This window comes from Pseudoalteromonas sp. AWM4_233 (assembly GCF_056158285.1).
On the sequence record NZ_JBSWSZ010000001.1, the window covers coordinates 3,465,000 to 3,485,648 of the forward strand.

Annotated in this window: 7 protein-coding genes and 2 rRNA genes; all 9 read right to left on the reverse strand. The window is 41.2% G+C overall.

Annotated elements, in window-relative coordinates; genetic code table 11:
• Positions 1-105: 105 nt before the first annotated feature.
• The gene (locus ACXAC4_RS15765; protein WP_475163234.1) at positions 106-9,483 is read right to left on the reverse strand and encodes a leucine-rich repeat domain-containing protein; all 9,378 of its coding nucleotides are present in this window, start codon (positions 9,481-9,483) and stop codon (positions 106-108) included.
• Positions 9,484-9,599: 116 nt separating this feature from the next.
• Complete coding sequence (locus ACXAC4_RS15770) at positions 9,600-10,589, reverse strand: hypothetical protein (protein WP_475163235.1); 990 nt, start codon at positions 10,587-10,589, stop codon at positions 9,600-9,602.
• Between the two features lie 2 nt (positions 10,590-10,591).
• Positions 10,592-11,530, reverse strand: a complete 939-nt coding sequence (locus ACXAC4_RS15775) for an autotransporter outer membrane beta-barrel domain-containing protein (protein WP_475163237.1) — start codon at positions 11,528-11,530, stop codon at positions 10,592-10,594.
• A 378-nt stretch (positions 11,531-11,908) separates the two neighbouring features.
• Complete coding sequence (locus ACXAC4_RS15780; RefSeq protein WP_475163239.1) at positions 11,909-12,970, reverse strand: OmpA family protein; 1,062 nt, start codon at positions 12,968-12,970, stop codon at positions 11,909-11,911.
• Between the two features lie 125 nt (positions 12,971-13,095).
• Positions 13,096-14,886, reverse strand: a complete 1,791-nt coding sequence (locus ACXAC4_RS15785) for an ABC transporter ATP-binding protein (protein ID WP_475163243.1) — start codon at positions 14,884-14,886, stop codon at positions 13,096-13,098.
• Positions 14,886-16,307: a protein adenylyltransferase SelO gene (locus tag ACXAC4_RS15790; protein ID WP_475163244.1), complete on the reverse strand. Its 1,422-nt coding sequence runs from the start codon at positions 16,305-16,307 to the stop codon at positions 14,886-14,888. The genes ACXAC4_RS15785 and ACXAC4_RS15790 overlap by 1 nt, the downstream gene beginning before the upstream one ends.
• A complete protein-coding gene (locus tag ACXAC4_RS15795; protein ID WP_475163246.1) occupies positions 16,307-17,005 on the reverse strand; it encodes a DNA-3-methyladenine glycosylase I in 699 nt (232 codons plus the stop codon). The genes ACXAC4_RS15790 and ACXAC4_RS15795 overlap by 1 nt, the downstream gene beginning before the upstream one ends.
• A 413-nt stretch (positions 17,006-17,418) precedes the next feature.
• Positions 17,419-17,532 (reverse strand): 5S ribosomal RNA (rrf, locus tag ACXAC4_RS15800).
• A gap of 118 nt (positions 17,533-17,650) precedes the next feature.
• Positions 17,651-20,532 (reverse strand): 23S ribosomal RNA (locus ACXAC4_RS15805).
• Positions 20,533-20,649 lie beyond the last annotated feature (117 nt).

Sequence of the window (20,649 nt, forward strand, 5' to 3'; positions counted from 1 at the left end):
TCCATTTTATTAATTAAAAGGGTTATTTGGGCATGAAAAAACGCGCCTCGAAAGGCGCGTTTTAGATACTTAATGAAAGTATTGTGGTTATGAAAGCACTGCTTATTACTGCGCTACAAACTCAACCTTAATTTCACAGATATCAGTTACAGGTCCAACTGTAAGTGTCGTGCCATCTAAAGAGAACTCGCCACGACAGCCTGTTACACTCTCCACAACGGAGTTGTTATTAGTGTATAAGTTGACCATTTTACTGCTATCAGGGCCTAAGAAAAACTCAGTGTCATATACGTATCCATCGCCTTTTGTAGCAATAACCACAGGATAAGCTTTGTGATAGTATAGATTATAATAACCTAACTCATTTTTAAGCCTTTCAAACTCTCCAGCGGTCTCATCTGATATAGGTGTTGGGTCAAAGTATAGACTTACCCCCTTGTCTTCAATTGAATCAATACCTGTTACAGTTGATATGTGTGTCCAAGATGCGTTAACGTAATTCAACTTAGTATTAGCTTCTAGAGCCAGACTCTTGATTGGGTTATTTTGAATATGCAGCTCTGTCAGCGCAATATTTTTGCTCACATCTACAGCTGAAAGTTGGTTTTCTTCTGCCAGCAACTTTTGAAGCAATAGGTTAGAAGTAAGTAATAGTTCACTTAGGCTATTACCATTCACTTCAAGTATTTCAAGCTGTGAGAATGACTCGGCATTAAACTTAGTTAATTGGTTATTACTTAAAACTAGCTCTTTTAAGCCCGTAAATTGCGCAAGGTTTAATTGCGCTAATTCAGTATCATCAAGTTGATTCTCTGATAGAGATAAACGCTCAAGCTGCTCAGGGTTCGCTAAAGTTAATTCAATTAGTGGCTGATCTGTATTACGACCATTTAAAGTTAGCTCTTTCAAAGAGGCAACCGATGATAGGTCTACTTTCTGCGTGGTTAAATAGCTCAACTCCAAGTTAGTCAGATTAGTAAAAGCACTTAATTCAGTGAAACTTTGAATGTCATAGCCCCAACAATTTAGCGCTTTAACTTGCTCTGTCTTAATAAAGTTAGAATAATTCACACAATCCATAAGAGGCTGATTATCTGACGTAATACCGGCTTTTTCGGCAAGCGCTACTTTATCTACAAACTTGATATCTAACGTACATGCTTGAGTGATAGGTTTGACAATCAAATGGTTTGCATCTACTAACTCAAACTGACCATCACACCCTTCGATAGTGCCTATCTCAAGGCCATCATTCGGATAAATATATAGATCTAAGTTAGTTTCACCATCACTGTGATACTTACCACTATCTCCCCACGCTTGGGTGGTATCAAAATTCACCATAACAGGGTAAGAGAGTGAGTAAGATATGTAATAGCCTTCACCTTTAAGTCGTTCAAACTCATCAACCATTTCTTGCGTTAATGGGTTTGAGTAGAAATTAAGACTTTGCAGCTTATCTACATCAAGAAATTCAATACCAATTACAGTGTCAATAAACGCATTGCTTGCATTAACACGCTGAAGTGCCAAGTTATTACTTACATCTAACTGACTCAACTGAGTTTCATACACTTCTAACTTTCGCAACTGAGTGTTCTCGGCCAGGTTTAGTTCAGTTAATGGGTTATTTCCTAAATGCAACGACTGCAGTTGAACGTTTGTCTTCAAATCAACCGCTGTGACTTGGTTATCTGAAATATCTAACGCTTCAAGTTCGGTTAATACTGAAGTATCAAGCTGTGTTAACTGATTGCCGCGTAAACGCAGCTCTTTTAAAGCAATAAACCTAGAAATATCTAACGTCGCTAGAGCATCATCGTTGAGGTACATGTACTCAATCACGAAAGATTCCAGCAATTCAGGATTGGTTAGTTTTAACTCTGAAGGAGACTGCCCGTACCTGAAATAAAGAGATCTCAGATTAGCCAAACCTGTTAAATCAAGCACTGATTGTTGGTTGTCATATAACTCTAACGTATGTAGATTTTCAAACTTACTTAACTCTGCAAAGTTCTCCACGTTATAGACACTACAGCTAAGTGACTTAACTTGTTCTGTTTTAATATAATTTGTATTGTCCACGCACTGCGCTAATGACTCATTAGTAATGCCTGCCTTTTCTGACAATGGTTTCGCTTTTACAAACGATACGTCCAGCGTACACGCTTCTGAAATTGGCCCTACAATTAAACGGCTTGCGTCTAGTAGTTCATATTGTGACGCATCACAACCAGTAGCCGTAATTTCACCCACTTCAAAACCATCGTTCGCATATAAGTAAACTTCTCTCGTCTTATCTTTCGGTAAGAAAACTTTACTATTATACGTATAGCCATTGTCGTCGGTATTAATGGTTACCGGGTAAGCGATTGAATAATAAATATTATGGTAGTCTTCATAGTCGCGCAGACGCTCTATTTCAGCAACCATATCCTCAGACAGTGGCGTATTATCCAAATTGATATGTACCCAGTTTTTCAAGTACTCAATACCTGAAACTGATTGCAAGCTTGACTCATAAGCATATAAGCCATCTAAACGTACATTAGCGCTAACATCTAGTTCAGTTAATGCCGTTCTTTGTAGGTGCAACTGTCTCAAGAAGGCATTGCTCGATGTATCAAGACTAACAAGTGGGTTATTGTCGGCTTTTAAATCTTCTAAGAGCGTATTACCCGTAATCACCAACTCTTTAATGTCGTTATGATACACACTTAAGTATTCAAGCTGGGTGAGAGATGACGCATCAAACTTAACTAATTCATTATCGTTAAGCTCTAAGCGTTTTAAGTTAGTTAACGCTGAAATACCTGAATTATCAAGCGTCTCATTGGTTAAATTAAGACCATTCAACACTAATACTTCTAGTTTCTCTGACTGAGGTAACGTTAAGTTAGTTAAGTTATCGCTGTTAGACACTATCAAAGTTGAGAGGTTAGATAATTTAGATAAATCTAATGCATCTGACTGAACATCATACACTTCAAAACTTGTCAGTGTAGTGACATTAGCTAATTCAGAGAAATCTAGAATTTCACCACCGTAGCAACCTAAGCTTTTTACTTGCTCTTTCCAGATGTAGTTTGAGTTATTTACACATGAATATAAGCCTGCATCCTGAATATCTAATTCTTTTGCCAGATCGATTGCTGGACCAAACTCAATTGTCAGATCACAACTTTGAGTATTTTCATCAAATACCAAAGTGTCGGCTTGCAATTTAAGTTGACTTGCATTGAACAGAATGTTCGCTTGGCTTGCTCTGTCTTCTGCAATACCACAGCCTGACAGGCTAGCTACTTGGAAACCGTTATTTGCATAAACTGACGTATAGTAGTGCTCCCCTTCACCTAAAATAACTTGCAGCTCTTGTACATCACCGTCATTACCAGGTTTTAAGTTAACCTTATAAATACGTGAATAATACAAGTTGAAGTAGATGTCAGAAAGGTATTCAAGATCTGCAACCGCTTCGTTCGTGAATGGATTTCTCTCAAAATATAATCCCGCCCATTTATCGCTGATATTTTCAATACCAGTGACTTCAGAGAGCTGATTCGAATTAGCACTCACATGATGTAGCTGGGTATTGTTGCTGAGGTCCAAGCTGGTTAGCGCATTGTCATATACTTCTAACTCTTTTAACTCAGTGTTACTACTAATATCCAATTCGGTTAGTTGGTTATATGACGCGTTCAAATACATCAACTTAGCATTACCTGATATATTTAACTCAGATAACTGATTGTTTCTCAATGACAAACGTTCTAGTTGTTGCAATTGAGATGTATCAAGCTTAGTCAATTGGTGGCCATATAGGTTTAACTCTTTTAAATTCTTAAATTGAGCTAGGTTCAAACTCTCTACAGCTATATCGTCGAGTCCGCTATGAACAGCTAATCTAGTTAACTGCTCTGAATTGTTAAGCGTTATCGAATTTAACGGTATTTGGTTATAATTGCTGACCTCAAGTGATGTTAAGTGCTCTAAAGCAGATAAGTCTAAAGCGTCATCAGAAAGGTTTTGCAAACTCAATGAGTGAAGTGCAGGTAACTTAGCTAGCGGGCTAAAATCTTGGATATCTCGCCAACAGTTCAAATATTTAACCTGCTCAGCCCAAATATAACCAGAGTCATTTAAACATTTAGTTAGAGCAACATTGTCTTCAGGAATTTCAAGCTTAGTCGCAAGCGGCACCGCTTCAGTAAACTCAACATTGATAGTACATGCTTGTGTCACTGAGGTGATTTCTAAGTGTTTCGCATTCAGAAGTGTTACTTGGTCGTTTTCTGCATCACAACCTGAAATACTTGCTACTTCATACCCTTCATCTGGCTGGATATACACACTTACCGGCTCCTGACCTACAAGTACTTCAGTGTCATTCACCTGTCCATTTTCACCTGCGCTGATAGTAACTAATTGCGCACGAGAGTAATGGATATTGTTAAACCCTTCTTCTTGTTTTAAGCGCTCTAGCTCATCGACCGTTTCATCTGAAAGCGGGTTGTTATGGAACTCAAAATAACCCCATTTACGTTCGCTATTCTCTAAACCAGTAACAGTTACTAGACCTGTGCTATCTGCATAAATATTGTCAATCAATGTGTTATTGCTGACATCTAGACTTTCAATATCGTTAAACGAGATACCAAGTTTTTCTAGCATTGTATTATTGCTAACATCAATCTGCGTTAATTCATTGTCAACAACCCAAAGAGAAATTAAGTCTAGGTTATTAGACAAATCAATTGATGTCAGCTCATTGTGAGAGACAGAAAGATACTGCAATTGCTCAAAGACAGATGGATCAAGCTTAGTGATAACATTGGAATCTAAGTCAAGATGTTGCAGATTGATATACTCATTCAGCCTCAAGCCTTCAAGTTGAGCATCACTCAGTCTATTACCACGCAATGACAGTGCAATAATATTTTCTGGGGCAGCCACGGTTAAGCTGTTGAATCTTTCATTGTAGCTGTAGTCAATGCTCACACTGGTTAACGCTGTTAACGCAGATAGATCGACATCAGCAATATCAATGTTATGTAAATCAATACTCTCTAAGTTAGGGAATACTGCAAGTTCAGCTAAGTTATTTATGCCATTATATTGATGATCACATTGTAGCGCTGTGACTTCATCTAAAGCCCAGAAACGTCGTTCATGTGACTGCTTATCAACACAAATCGCCAGTTTTTCATCAGTGATCGAAGCCTGCTCTGACAGTGGCGTAAACTCTTCGAAGCTTGCTGTGATCGTACAATCGCTGGTCAGGGCATCGATAACATAATCGCCACCATCTCTGTAACCATTACACCCTTCGATTGCTTTTGGTGCAAAGCCATAGTCAGGTCTGATTTCGAATCTAACTGTGTCGCCATGACGGTATATATGGTCACTGTCATACATATCCGTTAACTTGCCATTCACGTCAGACTCGATAGTCACTTCGTAGGCTGGTTTTTCTTTTACCAGTGTTACTTTATCGTCTTCTTGACAAGCAAAGCCCTGCTCATAACGACAAACTACAATTCCATTTTGATCGTTATCAACCAACTCGATTACATAGTCAGTGTCTTCTAGCGGCTCATAGTAGTTAAGTTTTCCACCTGCAAGTTCAAGATGACGAGTTTCATCCTCATCCAAACTTAAGAAGAATTGTGATTCCTCTTGCTCAGCGTCATATTCACTATAGAATCGCCATTCTACTGCTGAATCTGGCAGTATCTCAAACAAACGACCATATAGATTATTTTCATTAAACTCAGTGACTTTTGTTGAACCTGTAAATTCAACCGTCCAGAGCAAAGAAGCTGCACTAACTAATTCACCTGAACCTTGATAATTATAACGATTCCACACCCTTTCAATGAAGTAACGATTTTCATCTTGCGCAATTAAACGATAATCTACTTGAGTATTTAAAGCGCATGATGGAGATGCCTGATCACAATGTGCTTGATGCGTATTAAAATCTCGATATAGATATCTAGTGTAACCGTTATCATCAAAGACACCTTGTGGGCCAAAACTCGACATCAAACTGCCAATATGACCATCTTCATAGATGATATACCCGCTGCTAGTTGCATCTTCTAATTCACCATAAGTCTGATAATGCGCACCAACAAAGTTATCTTTGGTAATTGTAATGTCACCACGCTCTACCATCAGCGCAGCACCAGACGCAATTAAACGACCTTCACTGTCAAACTCTTTGGCGATAGCTTGTAAGCCAACACTGATGTCTTTAGTATTAACAAGCTGAACTTGATTACCATCTTCTAAGTTAAAGGTCAGAACATCATTCTCATCAATTGACCAAGTGGCCATTTCAGTTTCAGATTCTTCAATACTGCGAACTTCTGCACTACCGCCTTCAGCAAATTTAATCGCAACAACATCATCAAATACCGATAAGCTCCACTCTTTACCCGCAAGTTCAGGGAAAGGTACACCTAACTCACTGGTATTAAATGCAAACGTGTTAAAGCTATTTGGGCGAGACTCTTCATCGGTTGGTTGACCATCTTGAGAGTTATAACGAGTTATATTGGCAGTAAACTCATACTCTTGCTCTTTTGCATCAACAATTTCGAACTCAATGCTCTCAAGTACATCTTTCCAGCCTTGAAAGTAACCTAAATAATCATTATTCCAAGTGATAAGCTCTTCAATTGGTGTGACCTTGATTACACCTTCTTCGTCGCTCCATAGCGCATCGACCGAATAGTTTGAACTTGACAAAGTCGCCGTGCCATCATTCTTCAGCGTCACTTGATAAACGCTGCTACGATAGTAGTCTGGGTTGTAGAAGGTTAAGTCACTGATCACGCCATCACTCGATGCGTCAGCCTCTTTAAAGCTAACGTCAACTTGACAATTTTCGGTGAGTTCACCAATTAGGTATTGTCTGCCCTGCAGCGTTCCATTACAGCCTGTTACCTGATCAATGGCAAAACCAAAATCAGGTAAAATTGACAATGCTATATGCTCGTCATAAAGCAGCTCAGCCTGCTCTGGCGTCACTTTACCGTTTTCACCTACATTGGTTTCAACTGTAAAGCTCGGTTTAGCAGTGTTGAGTGTTAATAGGTTTGTGTCTGAATCACAGCCTTTAGACTTATCGAAAAGGCACACAGATAATGAACCGGCTTCATACCCTTCTAATGAAATGCGATATGTAACGCCATCGGTATAGGTGTACTCAAGCGCGCCTTCAACAAGTTGTGCGACATAAGTTACGCCATCAATGGTCACGCTATAGCTATTGTCAGCGTTTGGCGAGATAGATAACTCTGCGTATTTTTCTCCATCGAAGTAATTTAATGTGGCATCAAATGCCAACATTTCAGCTTCGAATTCATCATATGCAAGATCTGTCTTTTCATATATATACAGCCCTGCATCTGACAACTCTAATTCGCCTAGGCTGTTTGCACGCCACTCTTGGTGATAACCAAACCAGATTTCGTCATCCGTATTCAGAATTTCTAGTTCGCTTCTGTAGTAGGCCGTACAGTTTTCTTCGCTGGTATCACAGAAATCTACGTTTTCACCATCAAGACTATAAATACCACGATGAATGATACCATCTTCAACCCTTGCCACTATTGGTGTACGGCTTAAACCCGCTTCCACACTTAGATCTGGTAGAATATTGACATCATAGTCGTCCATTGTATGGCCTAAACCAACGCGCCAACGACCAACAATATTTTCCTCATTGATTTCGACGTCATCTAGCTTAACAAAAAGACCATAGAAGGTTTCTTTCTTACCGCTGTTATCTAAACCAACGGCTTGATAAACTGCATCTTCTTTCCACTCTTTCGTGAGCCAGAAAGTAATAACCTGTTCAGTGCCTTCATCGTTGTAGGTAATGGTTAATTGGCCATTTGCATCAAGCGTCCAACCTAAAGTAGAGCCATCTTCGTCAGAAATATTACCTTCAGAGTCAATCGTAAAAACGAATACTTCATCGTCTTGCTGGTTGTCATTGAAGCTTTGAATTGCCCATGTGCCTTGCCATGCCTGCGCATCAAGCGCAAAGGTCTCTGATTTTTTGAATAGATTCGCTACGCCTAAAAGAGGACCGGAACTGATAACGCTTTTTTGTTCACCGTTTTCGTACTGTTCGACATCAGCCTTACTGATTTCAATAACTGTGAACGCATCTTTATCTTCTAATAACGAAAACTCGAGTGATGAGAGTCTCTTCTCGTACTTTTTAGCTCCATCAGTCCAACTGTCAAGCAGCAGATTGTCTTCAGTTAAGTCAACCTTTACTACACCGTCGATGACTTGCCATGTGGTCTTTACAGCTTGGCTAGCTGAAATAACCGCTTCACCAGAAGTAGCACCGTCATCTGCACCGTTTAAGGTAAGGTGGATTGCTCGGTTGTTATACGCACGCGGCTTATTAATAATAAAGTCACCAAGTAAGCTTCCTGACACGGCTTCAAGTAGTTCTTCATCTTCTTTGATGTCTTTAAGTGCTTTTTCTAAAACTTCAGGTTGAGTTTTCTGAATTTCAGTTTTTGTTTTTTCTGCGTTTTCTTTGCTTGTTACAAGGTCAAGCGTTGATTTAACGTCATCAGGTAACTCAACACCATAATCAACAACCGTTTTGATCAACGCTGCTAATTCTAACTTTTCTTGCGCATCGATACCTTTTAGGCGGTTTTCTAACTCAGCTTCATTTTGTGGTGCTCCACCATCACGCTGTAGTAGCGCATACTCAGCTGTTGATACGTTAGTAACATTAACCGCAAAACTTTCTTCTTTTGTTAAAACGGCATCATCACCCGCCAAACTTTGCAGTGTATTGGTTGAAGGCAACTGAGATTTAAACTCAACAAATGCTTTTGTCGAGTCTGGCTGACCCTTAGCTGTTAAAGTAACAAGCTGATCAACTTCACTTTCATCCACGATGGCAGTAATTGAATAAGCGCCTTTGTCATCCGCTTGAGCATCCACAGTGCTATTACCCGCAGTCACTGTGACTAATGCATTTTCAATTGGCCCGTCGGTTACAATACCTGTGATCGTAACACTGGAAACTTTACGCTTAATTGTGACAGATTGAGTCGAAGAAGCTGTGTCACCGTCATCATCGGTGACAGTTACCGTGAAGCCTACTGTTATATCTTCTGATATATCAGGCACGGTGAAAGTCGCAGACTCTGAATCTGTATTTTCAGGTTTTAAATCTAGTTGAGAATCATGAGTCCAATAAAAAGACTCAACAGAACCATCTTCATCACTTGCAGTTGCCTTTAGTGTAAAAGCAACTTGCTCTTTGGCTTCTGTCAGTGCCTCTATGGTGACGGTCGGTTTTTTATTTTCAGGGGCCGGAGGCGGGGTACCGCCACCACCAGAATCAGGAGTATCATCACTCCCTCCTCCACAGCCAGTGAGCATTAAACTTGTCGATAACAAGCTCAGTGCGAACTTTCTTGATAGATGCATACGCATTGTGGTCTCCATTTCCAAATATGTATGCAAGGGCAAATTCCATATCAATAGAATTTGTAAGTCCCTTTGCAAATATATTTTATATTGTTATGAAATTATTGAAGTATTTTGAATTATTATAATGCTTTTTTCAGTTCATTTAATTGATCAGAAAAGCTTAAATGTCTTAAGTCTCCCAACCCAGCTTTTTGAGTTAGTTGAAATAACTGTGTTTCAAGCGCCAGAAGTTGTGCCTCTACACTTTCGCTCTTAAGTGCCTGCTCTCGAGATTTATGCTCAGAGAAAAGGCTGTTAATACGTTGTATTTGCAGCTCAGCAAGTCGCGTTTTATCTTTAATCCCGTCATAGTCTCGAACATTATTTCTTGCAAAAGCTTGGGCTGTTTCGGCAGTGTCTTTTACATCGGCATACACAGATGGCAAAACCTCTGATTTTTCTGAATTAGCTAATGACTTTAACTGTGAAAACACTTCGCCTAAATAAAACTGCTCTACAGCATCTTGTTCGAGGTTATGTAAGCGCTGACTAAATTCAGGCAAATACTCTTCAACTTTGGCTTGTTCACCTTCAATTAAAAGCGCTTTCAATTCATCATGGCGCTCAACTAATTGTGTATATTGTTTTGAAAAGTTCTTTTGCGTTTCAATATTGTCCAAAACTAAAAAGTGCGCCCTAATCGGTTCAAGAACAGCAACAATGGCATTTTTTGAATTCTCAGCACTTGTGATCAGCGCAATGATATTTTGTGACTGCTCCATGACTTCATCAGCAACCGTATTCGAAGAAAATAAAGATGCTTTATCTAAGGCCCTTTCAGGCTTAGCCTGAAGCTCAGCAAACTCTTCCTGTAAATCACTCCAAATTTTATTGGCATCTTTAACGCGCTCAGGATCATAGTCACTTAATGACTGAGACGAGGCATTTTGCATCGCTGTTTGAGCCGATGTGTAAGCCTCTTGAGCTTTGCTATAGGCTGCTTGAACTTGTGCTTGATCGACTTGTTTACTGCCGACTAAATCACCTAACCCTCCAGGTACAGCGTCGAGTGTTTTACAACCAGACAAGGACAAAGCGGTTATGGCTACAACAATCGCTGCTCTTCTCATTTTTAATAGCTCCATTGTACACCCGCTGAAATTGATACATTTTCAAATTTAATATTAGGTACTGTTCTACGACGACCATCTACTTCTTCTGAAATTTTATCGCGCTCTTTATATTGCGCATCTACGCCAACCATCAATGCAATATGGTCCATAAGTTGATAACGTACACCCGCTCTGCCCATTACTCCCCAACCATTGAAGCTGTCTGTTAGTGTCACAGATTCAATACTGGTATTTTGAGTTCGAGAGTAAAATGGCGTGCTTATTTCTGTTTCTGCATACCAACTCACATTATTGAAAGTGTCGGCCAAACGGCTATCGTAACGAATACCTACTGCGCCTAAAATACCCATCTGGTCTTCGGTAATAGAAATAACCGGGGTTAAATAACTCGGGTTGTTAGCAAGAATATCAGTCGCCTCTTTGCGCTGTCCTGGTAAATCGAACCTTGGTAAATCATCTCCTTCACCTAGCGCTTTTAAAGCTTCATCAAAACTGTTTGCACCAGCACCTAATTTAAAGCTTGAACGCGTAAAGCTAGACGTATGAATGCGTGTTCCAAAAGTTAGCTGCACTGATTTGCTTAAGTTATAGGCCATAGACAAAGCAATTTCATTCGCTTTAATTTTAAAGTCATTTTGCTGAACATCACCAAACTCCTCAGCCGTCCATACTTCAGTGTCAATAGACGTTGCAATAGTTGCGGCACTGGCAATATAAAACCCCCAGTCGTCATCAATACCAGTATAAGAAAGCTGACGAATAGCAGGGTTAGTAACAGAAGCCTTTTGTTTTAAATCCGTAATACCTGCGACATTGTTTAATTGCTCGTTATAGTCAATGGACTCGAAACCTAAACGCACTTCACTAAAAGATGGATTCGGAGCAGCAACGGCAGAAGTTGAAAGTAGAATACTAGAAAGGAGAAAAGCCTTTTTCATAATTAAACCTTGAGCTAAAAGTGAGTAATTCAAGGTTAAGTGTAGCCCAATCCCTGATTACAACTTATTACATTTGTTGAACAATTTTAATACACCCAAGCACTTAGTCAAGAAAGATTATTAACAGAAGCTTAATAAAGTAAGACAGCCCGGATACGCTTACATCAATAATTAAGTCATTAATGGTAATTGAACAAAGTCGCGGTCAACCCTTTTCAATGATCATCATATCGGTAAAAAGTGTAATTTTGATAATGGTATTGTTAACTTCTTACTTAAACAAGTTGCTTATTAAGAGTTTTAAACTTAAACAACCTGAAAATATTGTACAAAAAAGCCAGCATAAGCTGGCTTTAGTATTTATCAGCGCTCTTTATTTTAGCGCTTCACTTTTACACGTTTAACCGAAATCAATTTCGCTTCTACACGTCTATTTTGTGCATGTGCTTCTTCAGTATTAGCTGTGTTCTTTAAGCGCTCCTCACCGTAACCAATTGCGCTCACTCGACTCGCGTCAATACCTTCTTCGATTAGCTGCTTCGCAACTGAATCTGCACGCTTTTGAGATAGCCATTTATTATATTCTGCCTTACCAACTGCAGATGTGTGCCCCTCTAAACGTACGGTCGTCTCAGGGAATTCATTTAAGAAATTCACTACAGCATCAATGTCATTTAAATATTGCTGAGAAACAGCTGAGTTATTATTCGGGAAGCGTACTAATAGACTCACTGTCACTTCTTCATCCTTATAAAGCGTGCAACCACTCGCATCTACTGCATCCGTCATAGGCGTATTAGCACAGCGATCTTCAGCATCAATAATGCCATCTTTGTCTGCATCTTTAGGAGCTTGAACAACAGGCTTTGGTTCAGGCTTAGCAATTGGTGCTGGTGCAGGAGCTGCTTTAACAGGCTTTGAAGAAGTAGCGCCAAACGCATAGTTAATACCTAATTTTGCACCTACATCTGTATAACCGCGATCTAAACCTTGGTAGAGTGCTGTTTCAGCATTTACAAATAAGTTATCAGTTAAATGATGACGATAGCCTGCACCTACATTAGCAAATGTATTTGATGTGAAAGCATCGATTGATTTCAGGCCAAACAATGCATAGAAAGGACCACCATCAAAGTGATAAAGTCCGTCAACACCAAAACGATCGCCACTTAAAGAACCTGTTTTTGAACCGGACAAATCAAAATCCATATCAGCGTACTCTAAACGTGCACTCCAATAGTCGTTAAAACGATAACCTAGCTCTGCACCCCATGATGTTGAGTCGTCAACATTTACACCCGCTGCATCTCGCATTTGTTGCCACTTAGCTTTGTAGTAATCGCCGAATACACCTAGGTATACACCTTCCTTTTGCTCTTTAGCATTAACTGCTGATGTAGCTAAAATAGCTACTGCAAGGCTTAGCATTTTAAATTTCATTGTCATTCCCCATTTATAATCAAGATAAGCAACTCAGTTCGTCGCTTGTGTGTGATTATAGTAGAAGAGCCAAGCTTAATCTTTACTTAATACTTTAATATTAAATTGTTCATTCAACATTCACATTACAACTGATGAGAAAATAGCGTCTGATATAAACCTTCTTGCCTTATCAGTGTGTTATGCTCACCGAACGCTGATACTTCACCATCATCTAATACATAGATCAAATCAGCTTGAGAAATTGCGCTTAGCCTGTGAGCAATAATCAGAGTTGTTCGATTTTTTAAAAACTGAGTTAAGTTACGATGAATTTTTGCTTCTGTCTCTATATCTAATGCCGATGTTGCTTCATCTAGAATAACCACTTTAGGATCTGCTAATACCATTCTAGCGATTGCTAAGCGCTGTTTTTGACCACCTGATAAACGCACTCCATTACGGCCAATTAAAGCATCTAGTTGTTCATCTAACTTTTCTATGGTTTCAGTTAGTTCAGCAGTCGCCAAAGCTTGCCACAGTTGCTCATCAGTAAACTGACCGCCCATTGATAGGTTTTCTCTCACTGAGGCATTCAGCATAACGGGTTGCTGCAGTACGGTCGCAACATGCTCTCTGACTTGTAGATAACCAATTTGCTCTATTTGTTTATCATCAATAAAAATGCTGCCAGATTGCTTCTCATATAAGCCTAATAGCAATTGCACTAACGTTGACTTACCGCCGCCAGAAACAGCGACAACCGCAACTTTCTTACCCGCAGGGATATGCATAGAAACGTTTTTTAGCACCGGTTGCTCACTGTGATAACCAAAGTGAACCTGTTCAAAACGAATATCTACTTGCGGATTTTTAAATGCTTTAACACTTGGAGTCGCTGCAGGTTTCTCCGTCTCAAAAGCAAATACTTGGTTCAAACGCTGTAATGCAGCGGATGCACCATAGTAGGCATATTGCATACCTAATAGCTCTTGCACTGGCCCCATCATAAACCAAAGGTAACCAAACACCGCGAAAATTTGCCCAACCGTTAGGTCTGCAAACACCACCATGATCATCGCAATGGCTCTAAACACCTCAAAACCGAGTAGGAAAATAGTAAAACTAAGACGACTAACTGCATCAGTCTTCCATTGAGATTGAACAGAATAATGCTTTAGATCTTTTGCTGTTGCTTTTACTTGCTCGAAATATTTTCCTTCACGGCGAATTGCTTTTAACTGCGCAATCGCATCTAAAGTTTCTACCAGTGAAGATTGAAACGCCTCAAATGCGCCATTTTCTTTTTTCTTTAGATCTTTAACACGTTTGCCAAACTGTCTTGAGAAATAAATAACAGCAGGGTTCAACAGAAGAATAATGGCTCCTAATGTTAGGTCTATCCAAAGCAAAATAACTGCGGTGCCAATAATAGTTAACAAGCTAATTAGAAACCGTGACAAGGTTTGGCTAATAAAGTTATCAAGTGTTTCAACATCAGTAATACAGCGAGAACTGATCGCGCCACCACCTTGCGTTTCATATTCTTTGAGTTGTACTAATGGCAAATGATTTAACAGCAAACTGCGAACTTGAAAACTGATGTCTTTCCCAATAATTGTAAATTGTCGAGATTGTAAAACACCCAACACCAATGCCGATAATCGCATCAGCACAACACTCAATAAAACAAAGAGAATATAGCCAACTGCATTGTGTGCAGAATCAGGCAAAAGCGTATTCATAAACTCAATGGCTGCGCCTGGCTTTTCGAGTAGAACTTCATCTACTAATAAGGGCATCATTAAGGGTATAGGCACACTAACTAGTGCGGCCAATAGTGCTATGATATGGGCATAAATAAGCGACTTACGATGTGCAAGCACACCCTGTTTAATTGTTTGCCAAGTTAGCGGTTCACCAGAACTGATTTGCATTATGTACCACAGAAAGTTTGATAGGTTTCAGGTTTCGAATGACGCGCAGTAAATACTTGGTCATATTCTTGATAATCATATGGGTTATTTAACATAGGTAGCCACTTTTCAAGTAAAGGGCTGTGTCCTTTTTCATAAAATTCCTCTATGACTTTTTCGACTAATTCATTACGCGGCACAATGGCTGGGTTTGCCTTTGACATCAAAGTAGCCACCTCGGCAACATCATACACTGAGATCCTTGTTTGCCATTTTGCTACCCATTCATGCAATTCTGCAGGGAGCGTAAACAATACTTCTTTGTTTATTGCCAAGGAAGTCAATGCAGCAAAAGTATTGGTGTAATCTAGTTGGTGATTCTTCATTAACACCAACAATTCCGAGAGGAGGTCGCTATCTGAATCACGCCAATCTGGTAACCCTAATTTCTGTGCCCACATAGTATGGTAGGCTGCGTTGAAAGACTTAGAAAAATCAGTCAGCACACCGGTCAGCTTTTCGAGCGCCTGCTCTTCATCACACGCCATAATTAACATCAGAGATTCTGCTAAACGTGCACAATTCCAGTGGGCGATATTTGGTTGCTGACCAAATGCGTAGCGACCTTGTTTATCTATAGAGCTGAATACAGCATTGAAATCGAAAGCCTCAAGCATGGCGCACGGCCCAAAGTCGATGGTCTCGCCAGACACCAAACAATTATCGGTATTCATAACTCCGTGAATAAAGCCCACTCTTAACCAATCAATAATCAATGAGATTTGGTTGTTACAAACATGCTTTAAGAAATCACATACTCTATCATCACCTTCAGATTGAATTTGTGGGTAATGCCGCTTAATCGCAAGTTCTAATAAACGTTCCATGCCCGATTTATCTTGCTGTAACGCTAAATATTGAAAAGAACCAACCCTTATATGGCTAGATGCCACACGGCAAACTACCGCACCTGGCACATAGCCCTGCCTATAAACATCGTTGCCTGTTGTGATTACAGACAAACATTCTGTTGTTTTAACCCCAAGGGACTGAATAGCTTGGCTCATCACAAACTCTCGTACTGCTGGGCCAAGTGCACAAAACCCATCACCGCCACGAGAAAATGGTGTTGCCCCAGAGCCTTTTAGCTGTAAATCAAAGGGATTGTTACCTTGAGTAGTGCCTAAGTAATGCGCTCTACCATCACCAAGTGTTGGATTGAAATGACCAAACTGATGACCTGAATAGGCTAATGCAGATGCTGGAATGCCCTCAACGCTATTTGAACCTGAAAGGTAAGAGATCATTTCTTCTTCTGTCCAATTTAACTCTAATCTTTCAAACAGCTCTTTGTTAAATAAAACGAGTTTGGTTGAACTTGGTTGAGCCATAGGGTAATCAACAGCAAAGCCTTCTGTAATTGCCGCATAATCATTCTGCATTATTCACCCCCATCTACATTAACGTAGTTATCACCAACACTATAAGCAATAAGCTGGCTTAGCGCAGTTAAAGACCACCCACTTTCTTCTGCTAGCTTATTAAAAAAAGACTGAATTGCAGTGAGGGATTTCTTTGTTTGCAAACCACCATCAATGATTTTGTGTGCTCTAAGATAAGACTCTACATCTCGTGACAAAATAAATGTATCTTTACCCATCGCACGCAAAGCGTAAGGCCCAGTGTTACCACCTAATCGCGCACCCTGTTTCTTTAGTTCAGCCCAAAGGCCAATAATGTTATCTTCAGGCCAATCGGAAACAAATTTAGCAAATGAGCCATGTTTTTGTGCAATTTCATAGATCATATAGCAGTTATGTGGAATCGTTTGTACTTTCTTGAAGTTACGGATGATACGCTCATCCTGTGACTTCTCTTCGAGTTGCTCAGGCGACATCATCAGTAATGCATCGATATCAAACTGCCAGAACACCTCTTTAAAACCAGACCACTTTGCATTTATCACTGACCAATAAAAACCACTTTGAAATACTTTCTTTGTAAACGCTTCTAGCCAAAGCGAATCTGAGTGTGCTAATAACGCTTGTTTAGTGAGTGGTGATGATATTAACAACTTCAAATTTTGCTCACCTAACTTTCTATCACATGCTCTTTCATAAATCTCTTTGAAGGATTCCAAACCAATACCTGTCAATTAATTAAAACGCTTAATACGCTGAAGATCTCTAATGTGTTTAATGATAAAGGAATTAAGTACAAATAGGTGCAAAATTAGCGACTGCGAACGCAGTGAGTACGCTTCTTTTGCGCAAGGTGAAGTGAGCTAGTTATAAACGTAGCTAAGGTAATTCTCTTTTCAGTAAAGGAAGGAAGAAATAAATGTTCGTTAGGTAAGTAAATTTGAGTGTGTTTACTAACAAGCGTGAAAAGAGTTTCAAAATAAACAGAGTGGCTACTGTGAAGGCTGCTCTCTTCACCTTGCGCTAATTCGTCTTTTTATCACCGAGCATTGCCTCATCACCGTGCAGGACGATTTAGCACCATAAACGCAAAAAACCCGCTGCATTGCTGCAACGGGTTTCTTTAATTAGGCCCTGGCGATGTTCTACTTTCACATGGGAAGCCCACACTATCATCGACGCTGTTTCGTTTCACTTCTGAGTTCGGCATGGGGTCAGGTGGTTCCAAAACGCTATAGTCACCAGGAAATTCGGTGCGCTAATCGCTTTCGCAATTAACTTAAAATCTGGAAAAAATCTGATAATTTCTAAAACTTCTACTCTAGTTCATATTAGCTTCTGAGCTAAAACCACTTTGGCGTTGTATGGTTAAGCCTCACGGGTAATTAGTACTGGTTAGCTTAATGTATCACTACACTTCCACACCCAGCCTATCAACGTTGTAGTCTCCAACGGCCCTTCAGTTAACTTAAAGTTAAAGTGAGAACTCATCTCGAGGCTCGCTTCCCGCTTAGATGCTTTCAGCGGTTATCGATTCCGAACGTAGCTACCGGGCAATGCAATTGGCATCACAACCCGAACACCAGCGGTTCGTCCACTCCGGTCCTCTCGTACTAGGAGCAGCCCCTCTCAATTCTCAAACGCCCACGGCAGATAGGGACCGAACTGTCTCACGACGTTCTAAACCCAGCTCGCGTACCACTTTAAATGGCGAACAGCCATACCCTTGGGACCGACTTCAGCCCCAGGATGTGATGAGCCGACATCGAGGTGCCAAACACCGCCGTCGATATGAACTCTTGGGCGGTATCAGCCTGTTATCCCCGGAGTACCTTTTATCCGTTGAGCGATGGCCCTTCCATTCAGAACCACCGGATCACTATGACCTACTTTCGTACCTGCTCGACGTGTCTGTCTCGCAGTTAAGCTGGCTTCTACCATTACACTAACCGTACGATGTCCGACCGTACTTAGCCAACCTTCGTGCTCCTCCGTTACTCTTTGGGAGGAGACCGCCCCAGTCAAACTACCCACCAGGCACTGTCCACAACCCCGATTAGGGGCCTATGTTAGAACATCAAACATACAAGGGTGGTATTTCAAGGATGGCTCCATGACATCTGGCGACGCCACTTCAAAGCCTCCCACCTATCCTACACATGTAGGCTCAATGTTCAGTGCCAAGCTGTAGTAAAGGTTCACGGGGTCTTTCCGTCTAGCCGCGGGTACACAGCATCTTCACTGCGATTTCAATTTCACTGAGTCTCGGGTGGAGACAGCGTGGCCATGGTTACACCATTCGTGCAGGTCGGAACTTACCCGACAAGGAATTTCGCTACCTTAGGACCGTTATAGTTACGGCCGCCGTTTACCGGGGCTTCGATCAAGAGCTTCGCCTAAGCTAACCCCATCAATTAACCTTCCGGCACCGGGCAGGTGTCACACCGTATACGTCATCTTACGATTTTGCACAGTGCTGTGTTTTTAATAAACAGTCCCAGCCACCTGGTCACTGCGGCTCCCGTCCGCTTAGAGAGTAAATCTCATCACAGATAGGAGCGTACCTTCTCCCGAAGTTACGGTACAATTTTGCCTAGTTCCTTCACCCGAGTTCTCTCAAGCGCCTTAGTATTCTCTACCTGACCACCTGTGTCGGTTTGGGGTACGATTCGAAATAATCTGAAGCTTAGAGGCTTTTCCTGGAAGTAGGGCATCATCAACTTCACTACCGTAGTAGCTCGTCTCGACTCTCAGCCTTAGCGACCCGGATTTTCCTAAGTCACCAGCCTACAGCCTTTCACATGGACAACCAACGCCATGCTTGATTAGCCTGCTCCGTCCCCCCATCGCAATTATTCCAAGTACGGGAATATTAACCCGTTTCCCATCGACTACGCTCTTCAGCCTCGCCTTAGGGGTCGACTTACCCTACCCTGATTAACATGGGATAGGAACCCTTGGTCTTCCGGCGTGCGGGTTTTTCACCCGCATTATCGTTACTCATGTCAGCATTCGCACTTCTGATATGTCCAGCATGCCTCCCGGCACACCTTCAGCCACTTACAGAACGCTCCCCTACCCCGCATACTAATGTATGCAGCCGTAGCTTCGGTGGTATGTTTAGCCCCGTTACATCTTCCGCGCAGGCCGACTCGACTAGTGAGCTATTACGCTTTCTTTAAAGGATGGCTGCTTCTAAGCCAACCTCCTAGCTGTTTTAGCCTTCCCACATCGTTTCCCACTTAACATACACTTTGGGACCTTAGCTGACGGTCTGGGTTGTTTCCCTCTCCACGATGGACGTTAGCACCCACCGTGTGTCTCCCGGATATTACTTTACGGTATTCGGAGTTTGCAAAGGGTTGGTAAGTCGGGATGACCCCCTAGCCTTAACAGTGCTCTACCCCCGTAAGTATTCGTCCGAGGCTCTACCTAAATAGATTTCGGGGAGAACCAGCTATCTCCCGGTTTGATTAGCCTTTCACTCCAAGCCACAGGTCATCCCCTAACTTTTCAACGTTAGTGGGTTCGGTCCTCCAGTTGATGTTACTCAACCTTCAACCTGCCCATGGCTAGATCACCGGGTTTCGGGTCTATACCTTGCAACTCAACGCCCAGTTAAGACTCGCTTTCGCTACGGCTACCCTAAACGGTTAACCTCGCTACAAAATATAAGTCGCTGACCCATTATACAAAAGGTACGCAGTCACCCTCGAAGGGCTCCTACTGCTTGTACGTACACGGTTTCAGGTTCTATTTCACTCCCCTCACAGGGGTTCTTTTCGCCTTTCCCTCACGGTACTGGTTCACTATCGGTCAGTTGGGAGTATTTAGCCTTAGATGATGGTCCACCTATATTCAGTCAAAGTTTCACGTGCTCCGACCTACTCGATTTCACTTTAGATAAGTTTTTGTGTACGGGACTGTCACCCTGTATCGTCAAACTTTCCAGAATGTTCCACTAACTACACTAAAGCTTAAGGGCTAGTCCGATTTCGCTCGCCGCTACTTTCGGAATCTCGGTTGATTTCTTTTCCTACGGGTACTTAGATGTTTCAGTTCTCCGCGTTCGCCTCGTTAACCTATGTATTCAGTTAACGATACCTGTAAACAGGTGGGTTTCCCCATTCGGAAATCCTAGTCTCAAGCGCCTCTTACTGGCTTGACTAGGCTTATCGCAAGTTAGTACGTCCTTCATCGCCTCCAACTGCCAAGGCATCCACCGTGTACGCTTAGTCACTTAACCATACAACCCAAAATGGTTTGTATCGTCAAAGACAGTTTTAACTTCGCCAGAAGTTAATATTGAATACTAAAGTAGACGCTAATAAACAAATGAATGTTTATCGGCATTGTTTTACTT